This is a genomic window from Nonomuraea africana, assembly GCF_014873535.1.
Taxonomy (GTDB): domain Bacteria; phylum Actinomycetota; class Actinomycetes; order Streptosporangiales; family Streptosporangiaceae; genus Nonomuraea; species Nonomuraea africana.
The window spans coordinates 3477897-3493819 of sequence record NZ_JADBEF010000001.1 but is presented as its reverse complement, the minus strand read 5'-3'; the positions used below and the strand labels follow the sequence as shown (position 1 = coordinate 3493819).

Here is a 15923-nt window from a genome sequence, read left to right as displayed (position 1 = left end):
AGGGCTCCTAGGCTGCGAGCTGGCCGGGATGCCAGAGCCCGCGCCGGTCGAGGACGTCGCGCAGGCCGGAGATGTTGTCGGTCATGATGCCGTCGACCCCGAGGTCGAGCAGGTAGTCCATGCGCAGGGTGTCGTTGATGGTCCACACGTGGACCTGCATGCCGAGGGCGTGCGCCGTACGCACCAGGGCGTGGGTGGTGACGCGCAGACCGCGGAAGCCGACCGGCACCTGCGCGCAGGGCACGCCCGCGCGGACCAGCCTGGTCAGCACGCGGCCGTAGCCCGAGGTGGCGGCGGCGGCGCGCAGTGCCGCCACGCCGCGGGGGCCGAGCGCCGAGCAGACCTCGCGGCCCATCGCCGCGCGCGCCCTGGCCAGGCGCTCGTCGGAGAAGGAGGTCAGGCAGATCCGCTCGTAGGCGTTGGTGCGCCTGACCATCTCGGCGAGCGGCCTGATCGCGCCCGCCTCCTTGACGTCGATGTTGAACTTCGCCGAAGGGAAGGAGCCGAGGAGGTCCTCCATCAGCGGGATCTCGTCAGTGCCGCCGATGCGGGCGTGCCGAACGGCGCTGTAGGGCAGTTCGGCGATCCTGCCCCTGCGGTCGGTGACCCGGTCGAGGGTGTGGTCGTGGAAGGCCAGCAGCACGCCGTCGGAGGTCGCGTGCGCGTCGGTCTCGAGGTACTCGTATCCCATCCGTACGGCCCGCTCGAAGGCCGCGGCGGTGTTCTCGTGCCCTTCGAGGGCGCCACCGCGGTGGGCGAAGGCCAGCGGGCCCGGATGGTCGAGGAAGGCGAAACGACGGCTGAGCACACGGCGAGTATGCCGCCTGTGAGCTCGGCGCGTCACGTCGCCGGGGTTACGACTCGGGCAATTTACTCCATTCCTGTCGGCGTGCCTCAGACAGCGCGATGGCCGCCGCCACACTGACGTTGAAGGAGCCGACCCGCCCGACCTGCGGGATGTAGGCGGCCAGGTCGGCGGCGTCGAGCAGGGCGGGGGAGCAGCCGTGGTCTTCACTCCCGACCACCAGGCACACGTCGCGGTCGAGGTTGGTGCGGTGCAGGGGCTGGGCCTCGCCGGTGAGCTCGATCGCGATCACGGTGTAGCCGTCGTCCTTGGCCTCGCGCACCGCGTCGAGGACGGGGACCGCCTCCTTCCACGCCACGAGCCGGTCGGTGCCGAGCGCCACCTTGCCCGCCTTGGGGTTGGTCGGCGGCGTGGCGTTGCCGGCCAGCCAGATCCGGTCGACGCCGAACGCGGCGGCGCTGCGGAAGATCGAGCCGATGTTGAACGGGCCCGTCACCGACTCCACGATCATCGACAGGCGGTTCTCCGTGCTCCTGCGCCAGGTGCGGTTGAGCCGCTTGACGTCGGTCGGGCGCAGTTGCTTTCTCATCGGGTCACCTTCAGGATTCGGTACGCGGCGCGGGAGGCCTCGCGAGAGGCCTGCCAGCCCTGGTCGGACAGCCAGCGCTGCAGGGAGTCGGAGCCGAGGTGCTTCTGCACCACGAGGTAGGCGACCCCGTCGGGGGTCAGCCTGGTCAGCCAGCGGGTCAGCATCTCGTGCATGGCCTGCTTGCCGATGCGGATCGCCGGGTTGGACCAGATCGCGGCGAAGCGCACGTCCTCGGGAACCTCGTCGACGTGCGCGGTTCTTACTTTGTCAAGGGCGGCGGCCCTGGCGTTGCGCTCGGTCAGCTCGAGCGACCTCCTGTTGACGTCGACGGCCCACACGGTCGCGGCGGGCGCGCGGGAGGCCATGGTCAGCGCGATGGGGCCGTAGCCGCAGCCCAGGTCGAGCAGGTCGCCCTCCTGTGGAGGCGCGGGCACGCTCTCGAGCAGGACACGGGTGCCGAGGTCGATCCGTTCGGGGGAGAAGACGCCCCTGTCGGTCTCCAGCCTCAGATGCAGGTCGGGCAGGACCAGGTCGACGCTCGCCGGTCTGCTCGCAGCCTGGGGCTGCTCCTCGAAATAGTGGGCCACGTGCGAAAAGCTTAGGGGATGCGGTGGCCGAGCAGGATGGCCGCCGCGGCGACGAGCAGGCCGGCGACGATCGCCGCGATGATGAAGTACTGGCTGATCTCCTGGCTGACCGTCTTGAACCCGAGGGACGTGCCGATCTGCTCGTAGACCTGGCGCAGCTCGTTGCCCGACTCGGCGGTGTAGGCGCGGCCCGAGGTGCCCTCCGACAGCGTCTGCAGGGTGGCCTTGTTCACCGGTACGGTCACCGGGCGCCCGTCGATCATGACGGTGCCGTCCTGCGTGCCGTACGCGATGGTCGAGACGGGCACCCGGGCCTGCTTGGCGGCCTCGACGGCCTCGTTCACCGAGCGTCCTGAGGTGTTGTCGCCGTCGGACAGCAGCACGATCGCGGCGGGCGGCGGGTCGGTGACGGCGCGCTGGTCGAAGGAGCGGATGGAATCGAGGGAGTTGAAGACCGCCTCGCCGATGGCGGTGCCTGGACGGGTGTTGAGGTTGCCGAGCGCGGTGACGACCGCCTGCCTGTCGGTGGTGGGGGAGATGACCACGTTGGCGGAGCGGGCGAAGGAGACCAGCCCGACGTTGAAGCGTTCGGGCAGGCCGCGCACGAATGTCTGCGCGGCGATCCTGGCAGCCGCGATCCTGCTGGGTGAGACGTCGTCGGCGTCCATCGACAGCGACACGTCCAGCGCCACCATGATGGTCGCCCGGTCGCGGGGGACGCGCACCTGGTCGGCGGGTCTGGCCGCGCCGATGACCAGCAGGCTCATCATCATCAGGAACAGCAGGGGCGCGACGTGGCGCCGCCAGCCGGGCCCGCTGGGCGCGACCATGTTCAGCAGGGCCAGGTTGGTGAAGCGCACGGTGTAGCGGCGCCGTCTGAACTGCGCCGCGACGTAGGCCGCGACCACCAGTGCCACCAGCGCGAACAGCCACAGATAACCCGACGCCAAGAACGTCACGAACTCTCCTGTCCCTGGTCGGCTTCCTCGCTCACGTGCCCGCCCTCCGGTGTGCCAGGTGCGCCATGCGCCGCTGGCGTAGCGCGAACTGCGCGATGTCGAACACCCAGTCCCTGTCGGTGCGCAGCACCACGTGGGCCACCCCGGCCCTGCGCAGCGCGGCCCGGGTGCCCTCCCGCTGCAGGGCCGCCGCCTCCGCGTAGGCCGCGCGCACCCGCGGCGAAAGGTGTACGTCGCTTACGTGCCCAGTCTCCGGGTCTGTGAACGCTACCGTGCCGACGTCCGGAAGCTCGAGTTCGCGGGGGTCCATCACCTCGATGGCCAGCACCTGGTGGCGCGCCGCCAGCCGCCTGATCGGCCGCTCCCATGACCGCTCCACGTCGGGGTCGAGGCTCGGGTGCGCCTCGAGGAAGTCGGAGACCACCACCCGCAGCCCGTGCCGCCTGCGCATGGCGGCCAGCACGTCGATTCCCTCGGCCAGGTCGGGCGCGTCGGGTACGGCCCGCCCGCGCGGCGCGTCGAGCAGGGAGTGCAGCAGGCCGTACAGCGCGGGCCTGCCGGTCCGCGCCGGCATCCGGTGCAGCGCGTCGTCGTGCAGCACCAGCGCGCCGAAGCGGTCGCCCATCCTGCTGGTCAGGAAGCCGATCGCGCCGATCGCCGAGACCACGAGGTCGCGCTTGTCGGTGTCGGTGGTGCCGAAGTCCATGCTCGGCGACAGGTCGGCCAGCGCCCAGGTCTCGAGCTCCCGGTCGGAGACCAGGTCGCGCACGTGCGGGACCGTCGTGCGGGCGGTGACCGCCCAGTCCATCCGCCGCACGTCGTCCTCGCCCGGCACGTAGACCCTGCTGTCGCCCGCCTCGCTGCCGGGGCCCGGCAGCAGGCCCTGGTGCTGGCCGTGCAGCATGCCGTCCAGCTTCCGGGTGATCGTCAGCTCGAGCCTGCGCAGCGCCTGCTCGGCCTGGTTCGTCACGGCGCCTCCTTCGTCGGCGCCGGGGCGAGGATCGTGCTGTGCATATGGGTGCCCTCGCTTCGCTCCGTCACCTGCTCTGGTTCCAGACGACCAGGGGCGGAGGCACGCTGTGCAGGATCTGCCTGACCACGTTCTCCGGATCGACGCCGTCGGCGAGGGCGTCGAAGGTGAGCATCAGCCGATGCCCCATCACGTCGACGGCCACGTCGCGCACGTCGTCGGGCAGCAGGTAGTCGCGCCCCCGCAGCACCGCGAGCGCCCGTCCCGCCGCGACCAGGCCGAGCGTCGCGCGGGGGCTCACGCCGATCTCGATCGTGTCGGCCAGGTCGGGCATGCCGTACTCGGCGGGGGAGCGGGTGGACATCACCAGGCGCACCACGTAGTCGGCGACCAGCTGGTGCACCGAGACCTGCTCGGCCTGCCGCTGCAGGGCCATCAGCCGCTCGGGGTCGAGGATCGCCTCGGGCACGGGCGGCGTGACGCTCATCCTGTGCAGGATCTCCAGCTCCTCCTGCGCGGACGGGTGCGGCACCCTGACCCTGAACAGGAACCGGTCGCGCTGCACCTCGGGCAGCGGATAGACGCCCTCCGACTCGATCGGGTTCTGGGTGGCCAGCACGATGAAGGGCCTCGGCAGCGGGTGGGTGACGCCGGCAAGCGTGACCTGCCGCTCGGCCATCACCTCCAGCAGGGCGGACTGGACCTTGGCGGGGGCGCGGTTGATCTCGTCGGCGAGCAGGAAGTTGACGAAGACGGGGCCGAGCTCGACGTCGAACTGCTCGCTGGAGGGGTGGTAGACGCGGGTGCCGACGATGTCGCTCGGCACGAGGTCGGGGGTGAACTGGATGCGGGCGAACGTGCCGCCCACCACCGTGGCCAGCGTCGAGGCGGCCAGCGTCTTCGCCACGCCGGGCACGCCCTCCAGCAGGCAGTGGCCACGCGCCAGGAGCGCGACCACCAGCCGCTCGACCATGTGATCCTGTCCGACGATGACGCGCCGGACCTCCTCAAGGGTCTGACGCAGCACGGCCGCGTCCGTACCTGTCGACAGCTCTTCGGCAGCGCTCATGTGTGCTATTCCACCAAACAAGGCTTATTGGTGCACCACCCGCCGCGCCGGGTATACGTGCTTTGATGACTCGTATGGCCGCTCCGCTCCAGTACGGTGACCCGCCACGACTCGGGGGGTTCGCCGTGCAGGCCCGCCTGTCCACGGTGCCCGCGGGGCTGGTCTACCTCGGCCAGGCGGCCGACGGCAGGGCGGTGTCGATCGCGCTGCTCACCAGAGGCGCGGCGCTCGACCCTTCGGCCCGCGAACGGTTCGTCACGGCCATCCGCTCCTCCTCGGGGGTCAGAGGCTGGGTGGCCAGGGCCACGGGGCGGACCACCACGATCGAGGGGCCGCCCGTCCTGGCCGCGGACCTGAGCGAGGCGCCGTGGGTGGCGGTGCCGTACACGCCCGGACGGCCGGGGGCCGAGCGCTTCCTCGAGCCCGTCATGGTGGGCGGCACGCTGATCGGCGAGGTGCACGGGCCCGACTTCGTGCCGTACTGGCTGGCCGACAGGGCGCCCGCGCTGCCCGCGCCGCCGCGCCCGCGGCCGCCGCTGACGGAGACGAGGCGAAGGGTGCTCGTCGCGGCCGCGGTGCTGGCGCTGCTGCTGTTGCTGGGCGCGGTGATCGCGCTGCTGCTGTTCAGGGGTGAGGACGACAGCACCCCGATGCCGCGGCCGATGCCGCCCACGCAGTACGCGCCGAGCCCGCCGCCGGTGCCCGCCTCGCCCGAGCCGCAGGAGCCCCAGCCCACCCCCTCACCGGGGGAGACGGGCAGGAACACGCCCGGACAGTCGCCCGGCGACGACAGCGACGAGGGCAACCCGATCTGACGCGCCCCGGCCGCGGTGCGCTCAGCCGAACTGCTGCCAGCCCAGCCTGGCCACCATCGCCACCACGACGCACAACAGCACGACGCGGACGAAGCCGGTGCCGCGCCTGAGCGCCATCCTGGCGCCGAGCTGCGCGCCGGCGATGTTGCAGACCGCCATGCCGAGGCCGAGCGCCCAGAGGATGTGCCCCTGGTAGCCGAAGACCAGCAGCGCGCCGAGGTTGGTGCCGGTGTTGATGATCTTCGAGGTGGCCGAGGCGTGCACGAAGTCGAGCCCGAGGAGCGTGGTGAACGCGATGATGAGGAAGGTGCCGGTGCCCGGGCCCATGATGCCGTCGTAGAAGGCGATCAGCACGCCCGAGGCCAGGATCGCCGCTCCCACTCTGGCGCGGGTGCGCAGGTGCGGCTGGGGCAGCGCGCCGAAGGACGGGCGCAGGGTGACGAAGGCCGCCACGCCGAGCAGGATCACCATCACCAGCGGGCGCAGGACGTCGGAGGAGATCGCCGCGGCGGCGGAGGCGCCGAGCCCCGAGCACAGGACGGCGAGTACTCCCGCGGGGACGGCCACCTGCCGGTCGAGCTTGGTGGTGCGCACGTAGGTGAAGGCCGCGGAGGCGGTGCCGAAGATGGACGACAGCTTGTTGGTGGCGATGGCCTGGATGGTCGGGACGCCCGCGACCATGAGGGCGGGCAGCTGCAGCAGACCGCCGCCGCCGACGACGGCGTCGACCCAGCCGGCGCCCGCGGCCGCCACCAGCAGAATGACGACCTGTTCCAGCGGCACGCCGACTCTCCCCCGCCTGAGCCATCCAATCCCTCAGCAGGGTATAGGCCAAGATTTGGTGAGGTGCCCGGGGGTGGGGGTTCGTGGCATGGTCTGGCGGGATCCGGTCCCCGCGCGGCCCATCTTCGCGCGGGGACCGGGACGGGCGCCCGCCGTGACCTGCGAGCGCCCCGCCAGGGGAGGCGTCACCGAGGCGCCCGCCCGTCAGTGGGCGGCGACCAGCGGTCGCTTCCTGCTGGGGAACACGTCGTCGATCAGCCCGTACGTGCGCGCCTGCTCGGCCGTCATGTACCGATCGCGCTCGATGTCCTTCCTGACCTCGCTCGCGGGCCGTCCCGTGTGCTTGGCCAGGATCTCCTCCTGCTGGTCGCGCATCCGGAGGATCTCGCGCGCGTGGATCTCCAGGTCGCTCGACTGGCCCCGGCCGCCCTCGGTGGCCGGCTGGTGGAGCAGGATGCGCGCGTGCGGCAGCGCGGCGCGCTTGCCCGGCGCGCCCGCGGCCAGCAGCACCGCGGCGGCCGAGCTGGCCTCACCGATGCACACCGTCTGGATCTGCGGTCTGACGAACTGCATCGTGTCGTAGATGGCGGTCATCGCGGTGAACGAGCCGCCCGGCGAGTTGATGTAGAGCTGGATGTCGCGGTCGGGGTCGAGCCCCTCCAGCGTGAGCAGCTGCGCCATCACGTCGTTGGCCGAGGTGTCGTCGATCGGCGTGCCGATGAAGATGATCCGGTCCTCGAACAGCTTGTTGTAGGGGTTCATCTCCTTCACGCCGTAACTGGTGCGCTCGACGAAGGAGGGCAGCACGTATCTGGCGTTCATCGCTGGATCACCCCGTTGGCGCTGGCGACCACATGGTCGACGAATCCGTACTCCTTGGCCTCCTGCGCGGTGAACCAGCGGTCCCTGTCGGAGTCGGCCTGGACGCGCTCGAGCGGCTGCCCGGTGTGCTGCGCGATCAGCTCGGCCATCAGCCGCTTGGTGTAGAGCAGGTTCTCCGCCTGGATCTGGATGTCGGTGGCGGTGCCGCCGATGCCGCCGAGCGGCTGGTGCATGACCACCCTGGCGTGCGGGAGGGCGTAGCGCTTGCCGGGCGTGCCGCCGCTCAGCAGGAACTGCCCCATGGAGGCGGCGAAACCCATCGCGACCGTCGCGACGTCGCAGGGGACGAACTGCATCATGTCGTAAAGCGCCATCCCCGCGTGCACGGAACCGCCGGGGGAATTGATGTAAAGAGTGATGTCGCGGTGCGGATCCTCGGCGGCCAGCAATAGCAGCTCGCCGCACAGCCGATTGCATATGTCGTCGTCGACCTCCTGGCCGAGAACCAGAATGCGTTCCTTCAGCAAACGCTGGCTGAGCTGCTCCGGCCAGGCGGTGCGAGGGGCCTCCGTCATGAGTGCGCCTTTCTCTCGGTACTAATGCGACGTTATCCAGAAGCGGCTCGAATTCGTCGCGTCTTTCTCCGTGAGCGGATTTCACCAAAAGCGCATTCAGCTCGGAGTGAATAAACGTCGACATAGAATGGCCGCTGTGAGATGGACCCTCGTCGCCCGCAGGTGGGCCTGCCTCGTCCTCGGCGGGGCGCTGCTCATGCCGTACATGATGCTCGGGGTGCTGGTCAGCGGCATGGTGGGCAGATCGGGGGCGGTGCTCCTGCTGCCCATCGACGTGCTGGTCTTCGTCGCGGTTCTGCCGCTGGTGGCGGTGACGGGGCTGTTCCTGCCGCTGCGCGCCTTCGAGGTGTCGGCGGCCGAGGGGCTGCTCGGCGCGCGGATCGACCCGCTGCCGCGCCGCGCCCGCACCTGGTCCGAACGGCGGCGCACGGCCGCCTGGTTCACGCTGCACCTGGCCGTCGGCGGGATCGTCAGCGGCATCACGCTGGCGGTCGTGCCGTTCACGGTGTGGGCGATCGCGGTGCCCTTCACCGGCGACCGGCTCGGCATCCTCGGCGACGGCGGCGCGCACGGCTGGTGGCCGCTGGGCGGGCTGGCCTTCCTCGTGCTGCTGGTGGCGCTGGTCGAAGGGGCGGGCGCGCTGCTGGCCAGGCTGGCGCCCGTGCTGCTCGGCCCCTCGTCCTCCGACCGGCTGGCCCTCGCCGAGGAGCAGGCCCGCACGCTGGCCGAGCGCAACAGGCTGGCCCGCGAGCTGCACGACTCCGTCGGCCACGCGCTGAGCGTGGTCACCCTGCAGGCCTCGGCGGCGGGCAGGATCCTCGAGCGCGACCCCGCGACCGCCAGGAGCGCGCTGGAGGCCATCGAGCAGTCGGCCAGGGCCGCGCTGGAGGACCTCGACCACGTGCTGGGCGTCCTGAGGGAGGATCCGCAGGCCAGGGCGCCGCAGGCGACGCTCGCCGACCTCGACGAGCTGATCCGCACCTCAGGCGCCGACGTCACGCGCGAGGTGGGTGACCTGTCGGCGGTGCCCGCGGTGGTCTCGAGGGAGGCCTACCGGATCGTCCAGGAGGCGCTGACCAACGCCATCAAACACGGCGACGGCGGCGCCGTCCGGCTGGCCGCCGCCGTACGCGATGACCAGCTGAGCATCGAGGTGACCAACGCCGCGGGCACGGAGGGACACGGCGGCGGCAGAGGGGTCGCCGGCATGCGCGAACGGGTGGGCCTGCTGCGTGGCACGCTGCGCGCGGGCCCCGCGGGGGCGGGGGAGTGGCAGGTGTCGGTACGGCTGCCGCTACGGTCTGGGGTGTGATGCTCAAGGTCGTGATAGCCGACGACGAGGCCCTCATCCGCACCGGTCTGCGGATCATCGTCGATTCCGAACCCGACCTCAGCGTCGTCGGCGAGGCGGCCGACGGCGCCGAGGTCGTCCCCGTGGTGCGCGCGCAGCGCCCCGACGTGGTGCTGATGGACGTCAGGATGCCGCGCGTCGACGGCATCCAGGCCACCAGGCAGCTGGTCGCGCTCGACGACCCGCCCAAGGTGCTCGTCGTGACGACGTTCGAGAACGACGACTACGTCTACGACGCGCTGCGGGCGGGGGCCAGCGGCTTCCTGCTGAAGCGCACCAAGCCCGACGACCTGGTGCGGGCCGTGCGGGTGGTGGCCGCGGGCGACGCGCTGCTGTTCCCCGCCGCCATCCGGGCGCTGGCGGCGACGCGGAGCCGGTCCACCGAGGTGCCCGGCATCGGCAGGCTGACCGGGCGGGAGGGCGACGTGCTGCGGCTGATGGCCAGGGGGCTGTCCAACGGGGAGATCGCCGCCGAGCTGGTGGTCAGCCAGGAGACGATCAAGACGCACGTGGGGAACGTGCTGGCCAAGCTCGACGCCCGCGACCGCACCCAGGCCGTCATCGCCGCCTACGAGTCGGGCTTCGTCTCCCCGGGCTGACTCGGCTGCCGGGGCCGGTTCTGCTATGCGGGGTGCGTGGCTCGCCAGGCCTTGAGGATCTCCTCGGCGGGCAGCGCGGTGCACTCCGCCACCGACATGCCGGTGGCCTCCAGGTGCGCCTCGACCAGCCGCAGGCCCGCCGCGTAGCCCGCCATGTCGGAGATGCCGCGCGGCTCCTGGCCGAACCTGCTCACCGCCGTGTCCCCGAGCACGTAGGCGGGCGTGTTGGCCATGCCCTGCAGGTCGAGGTCGGCGACGATCTTGTCGAAGACCTCGTCGGCGAGCGGGAAGGCCGACCAGGGGCCCATGGCCTCGGGACCCGACAGCTCGCGGACGAACGCCTCGGCGAGGCCCTCGGAGACGACGTGCTCGCCGACGGTGACGGTCGCCGGATTCCACTCGACGTTGCGGTAGCGGACGTTGTGGTGGAACTCGTGCACCGCGCAGTACGCGATCCGGTCGATGACGTCCTCGCGGGGCCAGGCGATGACGTAGAGCCAGTCGCCGTAGGAACCCATGCCGTAGTAGCCGCCCGCGACGTTCATGAGGTAGTCGTCGTCGGGGTCGCCGAGGACGAACATCACGTTCAGGCTGTCGGGGCCGTTGAAGGCGCTCAGGGTGTCGGCCGCCTCGGCCAGCGTCCGCTCGATCTGGCCCTTGACGTCCCTGTCGATGAGATTCCGTACGGCGGGCAGGTAGCGCGCGTCCTCGCGGTCGACGCGGAAGCCCGCGCCCATGTGGTGGATGTCGACGATGTCGCCCGGCATGGGGATGGCGGCCCGCATGGGGGACAGCATCTCCGACAGCAGGGCGGGGCGGTCCTCCAGCGGGCGTTCCAGCAGGCCGGCCATCGCGGAGAAGGTGTCGTGAACGATGAACTCCATGGCGGGGAGGCTAGAGGCTCACGTTACGTGAGGCTCAAATCGTTTTCCGCGGCAGAATGGGGGGATGCGTGCCAGCCGTCTGCTCTCCCTCCTCCTGCTGCTCCAGACGCGCGGCCGCATGACCGCCACCGAGCTGGCCGAGGAGCTCGAGGTGTCGGTCAGGACCGTCTATCGCGACGTCGAGGCCCTCTCCTCGGCGGGCGTGCCGGTCTACGCCGACCGCGGCCCGGCCGGCGGATACCAGCTGCTCGACGGCTACCGGACCAGGCTGAATGGCCTCACCGCCGCCGAGGCCTCCTCGCTGTTCCTCGCCGCCCTGCCCGGCCCCGCCGCCGAGCTGGGCCTGGCGGAGGTGGCGGCCAACGCCGAGCTGAAGCTGCTGGCCGCACTGCCGCCCGAGCCGCGCTCCCAGGCCGCCAGGATGCGCGAGCGCTTCCACCTCGACGTGCCCAGCTGGTACCGCACCGCCGACGACGTCCCGCACCTGGCCGAGGTGGCCGAGGCCGTATGGGACCAGCGCCCGCTGCGCATGAGGTACCGGCGGTGGGGGAAGCAGGAGGTGGACAGGGTGATCCATCCGTACGGGCTGGTGCTCAAGGGCGGCTCGTGGTACATGATCGCCGCCCCGCCCTCCGCCGACCCGCGTACCTACCGCGTCTCTCGCATCCTGGAACTGGAGACCGTGGCAGGCGGCTTCGAGCGGCCGCAGGGGTTCGACCTGGCGGAGTTCTGGCAGGCCTACGCCAAGGACTTCCGCGAGAAGATGTACACCGCCGAGGCCGTCATCCGGTTCGAGCCCGGAGCCGAGGGCCTGCTGGAGTACACGCTCAGCGTCCCGGTGCCGAAGCCGGAGCCCGACCCCGACGGGTGGCGGACGGTGACCGTACCGATCGAGTCGATCAGGCACGCCCGCTGGCTGCTGCTGCGGATGGGAGCGAGCGTCGAGGTCCTCGCCCCCGCCGAGCTACGCGATCTCATGCGGCAGGCGGTCGCGGACCTCGGCAAGATATACGAATCATGAGCAGCGAGGGCGGCCTACCGTGGGCGCTGTGAGCAGATACGTCCTCGTTCCCTGCGCCGCCGTCGCCGTGGTCATCTCCACGATCATGGCGTACGGCAACCAGCAGGGCGCCCGCCCGCTCGACGTGCTCGGCTACGCGCTGCTGGGGGCCACCGCGCTCGGCCTGGCCTGGCTGCGCGGCAGGCCCGAGGTGAGCGTGGCGGTGTGCGGCCTGGCCGCGGCCGCCCTGCTCGCCCTCGGCTACGCCTACGCGCTGTGGGCGCTGCCCGCGCTGATCGCGGTGTTCGCCGCGATCGCCGAGGGCCGCAGGCGGGTGGGCTGGGCGGGCGCCGCCTTCCTCGTGGCCTGCCCCGCCGTGGGGGTCGCGCGCACTCCCGACCCGGGCAACCTGGCCGGGCTGCTGGTCTGGGTGCTGGTCGTGGCGCTGGTGGGGCAGCTCGCCGAGGTGTCGAGGGCGAGGCGCGCCTACATCGCCGAGTTGGAGCGCACCCGCGAGGAGGAGGCGCGCAGGCGGGCCCGCGACGAACGGCTCAAGGTCGCCAGGGAACTGCACGACGTCACCTCCCACACCGTCTCGCTCATCGCGCTGCAGGCCGCCGTCGCGGCCGAGGCCGTCGAGCGCGCGGGCGGCCCGCCCGAGGCGCGCGCCGCCCTCGCCGTCATCCGTACGGCCAGCCGCGAGGCCATGGCCGAGATGAAGGGCCTGCTGGGCGTGTTGCGACAGGCCGACGGTGCCCAGGCGGGCAGGTCGCCGATGCCCGGCCTCGACCGGCTCGGCGACCTCGTCACGTCCACGGCGCTGCCCGTACGGCTCGCCGTCGAGGGCGATCGACGGCCGCTGTCACCGGCCGTCGAGCTGACGGCGTACCGGATCGTGCAGGAGGCGCTGACCAACACCATGCGGCACGCCAGAGCCGCCGCGGCGCAGGTGACGCTGCGCTACGAGAGCGGAGGGGTGGTCGTGGAGGTCGTCGACGACGGCGGGGGGCTGCGCGGCGACAGGAGCGCGGGACACGGCCTGGCGGGCATGGCCGAGCGGGTGGCCGCGGTCGGCGGCGCGCTCAGCACCGGCGACCGGCCGGAGGGCGGGTTCGGCGTGGCCGCGTGGCTGCCCGCGTGATCACCGTGCTGCTGGCCGACGACCAGCCCCTCGTCAGGGCCGGACTGCGCGCGCTGCTCGACACCGAGCAGGACCTCTCGGTGCTGGGCGAGGCGGCCGACGGGCGCGAGGCCGTACGGCAGGCCGCCGAGCTGCGGCCCGACGTGGTGCTGATGGACATCAGGATGCCCGAGCTCGACGGCCTGGAGGCCACCCGCAGGATCGTCGCGGCCCGCACCTCACGGGTGGTCGTGGTGACCACCTTCGACCTCGACGAGTACGTCTACGAGGCGTTGCGCGCGGGAGCCAGCGGCTTCCTGGTGAAGGACGCCGAGCCCGCCGAGCTGCGGCACGCGGTCAGGGTGGCGGCCAGGGGCGACGCGCTGTTGTCGCCCGGGGTGACGCGGCGGCTCATCGAGGAGTTCGCCTCCAGCCAGGGCGCCCGCCCCGACGAGGCCAGGCTGGCGGTGCTGACGGCGCGCGAACGCCAGGTGCTCGGCCGGATCGCGCAGGGGCTGAGCAACGGGCAGATCGCCGAGACGCTGTTCATGAGCCCGGCGACGGTGAAGACGCACGTCAACCGGATCATGTCCAAGCTGGGCCTGCACGACAGGGCGCAACTCGTGGTGCTGGCCTACGAGAGCGGGCTGGTGCGGCCGGGCGGCGGCGGATGATCCGGCGCCGACCGCCTGGCCGGGCCCGGGATCGACCGGCCGGCCGAGGACGCCGGGCTGTTGAGGAGACGCTGCGGCGCCGCCTGGGCCAGGCGCATGAGGCCTTCCGCCATCTCGACGGCTGACCGTATGATCCAAGCGATGTCTGGACAGGACGTGACGGTCGTCGTCGACCCGGGCGTGCCCGAAGAGGTGGCCTGGACCCTGAAGTCGAACGCCGAGCAGCTGGCCAGGCTCCGGCGGGGCCGCCCGCCCGAGCGCGAGCCCGACGACGACAGGCAGCCGTGGGGGCTGGTCCTGATGGAGGCCACCGGGCTGGTCGCGCTCGGCCTGGTCTTCGCCGCCGCGGGCCTGTTCCCGCTGGTCGTCCTCACCACGGGAGCGATTCTCATGCTGCTCCTGGCGAGGGCGCTGCCCGCCGCGAAGCCTCAGGACGAGGCGCGGGCGGCGGAGCGCGAGCTGTTCGAGCAGGCCAGGTGGTACGACGGCCGCTACTACCTGCGGGAGGACTTCGACGCCGAGGCGCTGCCGCTGCTGGCGCGCACCCAGCGGGCGATCAACTCCGTCCTCGGCTCGCACGTCAACGCCGAAGGGCTGCTCGACAACGTGCGCAACTTCGTCATGCTGCCCCAGCAGGAGTGGGAGATCGCCCGCCTGCTGGCCAAGCTGTCGTCCCTGCGGGCCGAGCACAACGACCTCATCGCCGGGGGCGTCGCGCCCGAGGTGGCCCAAGCCGTCCGGCCGCTCGAACGCGCGCTGCTCACCAGCGAGGCGGCGGTGGTGGCCAGGGTCGAGGCGCTGGAGCGCTACGCGGGCCACGTGGCCGAGGCCGAGCGGGCCTACCACGCGCGCGGCCAGATCGAGGAGCTGCGCGCCCGCCTGCCGCGCTACGAGGAGCTGGTCGCCGAGTCGGGAGCGGACGGCTTCGCCGTACCGGAGATCTCCGGGCTGGCCGACGACGCCGACCGGCTGGAGACGGCGCTGAGGCGGAGCGTGAGCTCCGCCCACGAGGCCTTCCGCTACCTCGACGGGTGAGGTTACCTGGGCGGCCTGGCCGTCTGCAGCAGCACGTCGGCCAGTGCCTCGGCGGCGTCCGGCCGGCCCAGTTTGTGCGCGGCCTCCGCCATCGACGCGCGCAGCGCCGGGTCGGCCAGCAGCGGCATCAGCTCGGACAGCAGCTGCTCGGCGGAGGGAGCCGGCTCGAGCAGCGCCTTGGCGGCGCCCGCCGAGGCGAGGTAGCCGGCGTTCTTGCGCTGCTCGTCGCCGCCTGACGGGATCAGCGGGATGAGCACCGAGGGCTTGCCGATCGCGGTCAGCTCCGAGACCGTGCCCGCGCCGCTGCGCGCGATGACCACGTCGGCCGCGGCGAACAGGTCGGGCAGCTCGGGGCCCACGTATGGGACGGGATGGTAGCGGTCGGCCAGGCCGGGTGGCAGGGCGACGGCGCGCATCTCGTCGATCCACATCGACCCGCACTGGTGGATCACCTGCGCGTACGGCAGCAGCCGCGGCAGGATCTCCGCGATCAGCGTGTTGATCTGCTTGCTGCCCTGGGCGCCGCCCGTCACGTAGATGAGCGGCACCTCGAAGGTCAGCCCGAACTGGTCGTAGGCCGCGGCCCGGTCGCCGTGCAGCAGCTCGGCCCGCACCGGGTTGCCCGTCACGACCGCCCTGTCGCGCACCGAGGCGGGCAGGTACTCCAGCGACGACTCGTGCGAGAGCGCGATGCGGGTGGCCATCCTGGCAAGGATGCGGTTGGCCAGGCCCACGACCGTGGTCTGTTCGTGCATGACCAGCGGGCGGCGCAGCAGTTTGGCGGCCACGCCGATGGGCACCGCCACGTACCCGCCGGTCGACAGGACCACGTCGGGCTGGTAGCGGGCCGCGTGCCCGATCGCCTGCGCCACCCCGAGCGGGATGCGGAACAGGTCGGCCAGGTTGGTGCCCAGTTCGCGCAGATTGGGGCGGCGGCGCAGCTTGCCCGTGGTGATCGCCTTGAACGGGATGCCGTGCTCGGCGGTGATCCTGGCCTCGAGGCCGCTGGCCGTGCCGACCCACAGGACGTCGTGGGGCACGCGACGGCGCTGCAACGCCGTCAGCGTGGTGAGGGCGGGATAGGTGTGGCCGCCGGTGCCGCCACCGGTCACCAGCAGACGAAGGGTTCGTGTCACTGGCTCAGAGTATTGCCGCACAGCGGAACCCGGTGCGGCCGGTCGAGGAGTCGGGCGTGTTGGCGGTGCGCGAGAGGCCGCCGCGGGTGGCCATCTCCCATGCGGCCTCGGTCGGCAGCCGCGTGCCCCTCCGAGTGTCATGACCATCAG

General features: G+C 71.9%; 18 protein-coding genes. 7 read left to right on the top strand and 11 right to left on the bottom strand.

Annotated features, from left to right (window positions below; translation table 11 throughout):
• Positions 1-7 precede the first annotated feature (7 nt).
• From H4W81_RS16545 to H4W81_RS16520, 6 genes are all read right to left on the bottom strand, one after another.
• The gene (locus H4W81_RS16545; protein ID WP_192775637.1) at positions 8-808 is read right to left on the bottom strand and encodes a glycerophosphodiester phosphodiesterase family protein; all 801 of its coding nucleotides are present in this window, start codon (positions 806-808) and stop codon (positions 8-10) included.
• 46 nt (positions 809-854) lie between these two features.
• Positions 855-1394: a TrmH family RNA methyltransferase gene (locus tag H4W81_RS16540; protein WP_192775636.1), complete on the bottom strand. Its 540-nt coding sequence runs from the start codon at positions 1392-1394 to the stop codon at positions 855-857.
• The gene (locus tag H4W81_RS16535; protein WP_192775635.1) at positions 1391-1981 is read right to left on the bottom strand and encodes a class I SAM-dependent methyltransferase; all 591 of its coding nucleotides are present in this window, start codon (positions 1979-1981) and stop codon (positions 1391-1393) included. Before H4W81_RS16535 ends, H4W81_RS16540 begins: the two co-directional genes overlap by 4 nt.
• 11 nt (positions 1982-1992) lie before the next feature.
• On the bottom strand, positions 1993-2940 hold the full coding sequence (locus tag H4W81_RS16530; protein WP_192775634.1) for a VWA domain-containing protein: 948 nt from the start codon (positions 2938-2940) through the stop codon (positions 1993-1995).
• Positions 2941-2971: 31 nt separating this feature from the next.
• On the bottom strand, positions 2972-3910 hold the full coding sequence (locus tag H4W81_RS16525; protein ID WP_318781768.1) for a DUF58 domain-containing protein: 939 nt from the start codon (positions 3908-3910) through the stop codon (positions 2972-2974).
• A 67-nt stretch (positions 3911-3977) separates the two neighbouring features.
• Positions 3978-4979 carry an AAA family ATPase gene (locus H4W81_RS16520; protein WP_192775633.1) on the bottom strand — a complete coding sequence of 334 codons (1002 nt, stop codon included), beginning with the start codon at positions 4977-4979 and terminating at the stop codon, positions 3978-3980.
• 74 nt (positions 4980-5053) lie between these two features.
• Here H4W81_RS16520 and H4W81_RS16515 point away from each other — a divergent pair, with 74 nt between their 5' ends.
• Entirely contained in the window at positions 5054-5794 is a 741-nt protein-coding gene (locus H4W81_RS16515; protein ID WP_225958658.1) for a hypothetical protein, read from the top strand.
• 21 nt (positions 5795-5815) lie between these two features.
• Here the strand turns inward: H4W81_RS16515 and H4W81_RS16510 are convergent, their stop codons facing one another.
• From H4W81_RS16510 to H4W81_RS16500, 3 genes are all read right to left on the bottom strand, one after another.
• On the bottom strand, positions 5816-6577 hold the full coding sequence (locus H4W81_RS16510) for a TSUP family transporter (protein ID WP_192775631.1): 762 nt from the start codon (positions 6575-6577) through the stop codon (positions 5816-5818).
• Positions 6578-6781: 204 nt separating this feature from the next.
• Positions 6782-7399, bottom strand: a complete 618-nt coding sequence (locus tag H4W81_RS16505) for an ATP-dependent Clp protease proteolytic subunit (RefSeq protein WP_192775630.1) — start codon at positions 7397-7399, stop codon at positions 6782-6784.
• The gene (locus tag H4W81_RS16500) at positions 7396-7974 is read right to left on the bottom strand and encodes a ClpP family protease (protein WP_192775629.1); all 579 of its coding nucleotides are present in this window, start codon (positions 7972-7974) and stop codon (positions 7396-7398) included. The genes H4W81_RS16505 and H4W81_RS16500 overlap by 4 nt, the downstream gene beginning before the upstream one ends.
• Positions 7975-8110: 136 nt before the next feature.
• Here H4W81_RS16500 and H4W81_RS16495 point away from each other — a divergent pair, with 136 nt between their 5' ends.
• Complete coding sequence (locus H4W81_RS16495; protein ID WP_318781767.1) at positions 8111-9286, top strand: sensor histidine kinase; 1176 nt, start codon at positions 8111-8113, stop codon at positions 9284-9286.
• A complete protein-coding gene (locus H4W81_RS16490; RefSeq protein ID WP_225959761.1) occupies positions 9286-9924 on the top strand; it encodes a response regulator transcription factor in 639 nt (212 codons plus the stop codon). The genes H4W81_RS16495 and H4W81_RS16490 overlap by 1 nt, the downstream gene beginning before the upstream one ends.
• Positions 9925-9947: 23 nt before the next feature.
• Here the strand turns inward: H4W81_RS16490 and H4W81_RS16485 are convergent, their stop codons facing one another.
• The gene (locus H4W81_RS16485) at positions 9948-10808 is read right to left on the bottom strand and encodes a DUF2268 domain-containing putative Zn-dependent protease (protein ID WP_192775626.1); all 861 of its coding nucleotides are present in this window, start codon (positions 10806-10808) and stop codon (positions 9948-9950) included.
• A gap of 64 nt (positions 10809-10872) precedes the next feature.
• Here H4W81_RS16485 and H4W81_RS16480 point away from each other — a divergent pair, with 64 nt between their 5' ends.
• From H4W81_RS16480 to H4W81_RS16465, 4 genes are all read left to right on the top strand, one after another.
• A complete protein-coding gene (locus H4W81_RS16480) occupies positions 10873-11829 on the top strand; it encodes a helix-turn-helix transcriptional regulator (RefSeq protein WP_192775625.1) in 957 nt (318 codons plus the stop codon).
• Between the two features lie 28 nt (positions 11830-11857).
• The gene (locus H4W81_RS16475; protein ID WP_192775624.1) at positions 11858-12949 is read left to right on the top strand and encodes a sensor histidine kinase; all 1092 of its coding nucleotides are present in this window, start codon (positions 11858-11860) and stop codon (positions 12947-12949) included.
• Positions 12946-13602: a response regulator gene (locus H4W81_RS16470; RefSeq protein ID WP_192780833.1), complete on the top strand. Its 657-nt coding sequence runs from the start codon at positions 12946-12948 to the stop codon at positions 13600-13602. The genes H4W81_RS16475 and H4W81_RS16470 overlap by 4 nt, the downstream gene beginning before the upstream one ends.
• Positions 13603-13743: 141 nt before the next feature.
• On the top strand, positions 13744-14637 hold the full coding sequence (locus tag H4W81_RS16465; protein ID WP_192775623.1) for a hypothetical protein: 894 nt from the start codon (positions 13744-13746) through the stop codon (positions 14635-14637).
• A gap of 2 nt (positions 14638-14639) precedes the next feature.
• Here the strand turns inward: H4W81_RS16465 and murG are convergent, their stop codons facing one another.
• Positions 14640-15773: an undecaprenyldiphospho-muramoylpentapeptide beta-N-acetylglucosaminyltransferase gene (gene murG, locus H4W81_RS16460; protein WP_318781766.1), complete on the bottom strand. Its 1134-nt coding sequence runs from the start codon at positions 15771-15773 to the stop codon at positions 14640-14642.
• Between the last annotated feature and the right edge of the window lie 150 nt (positions 15774-15923).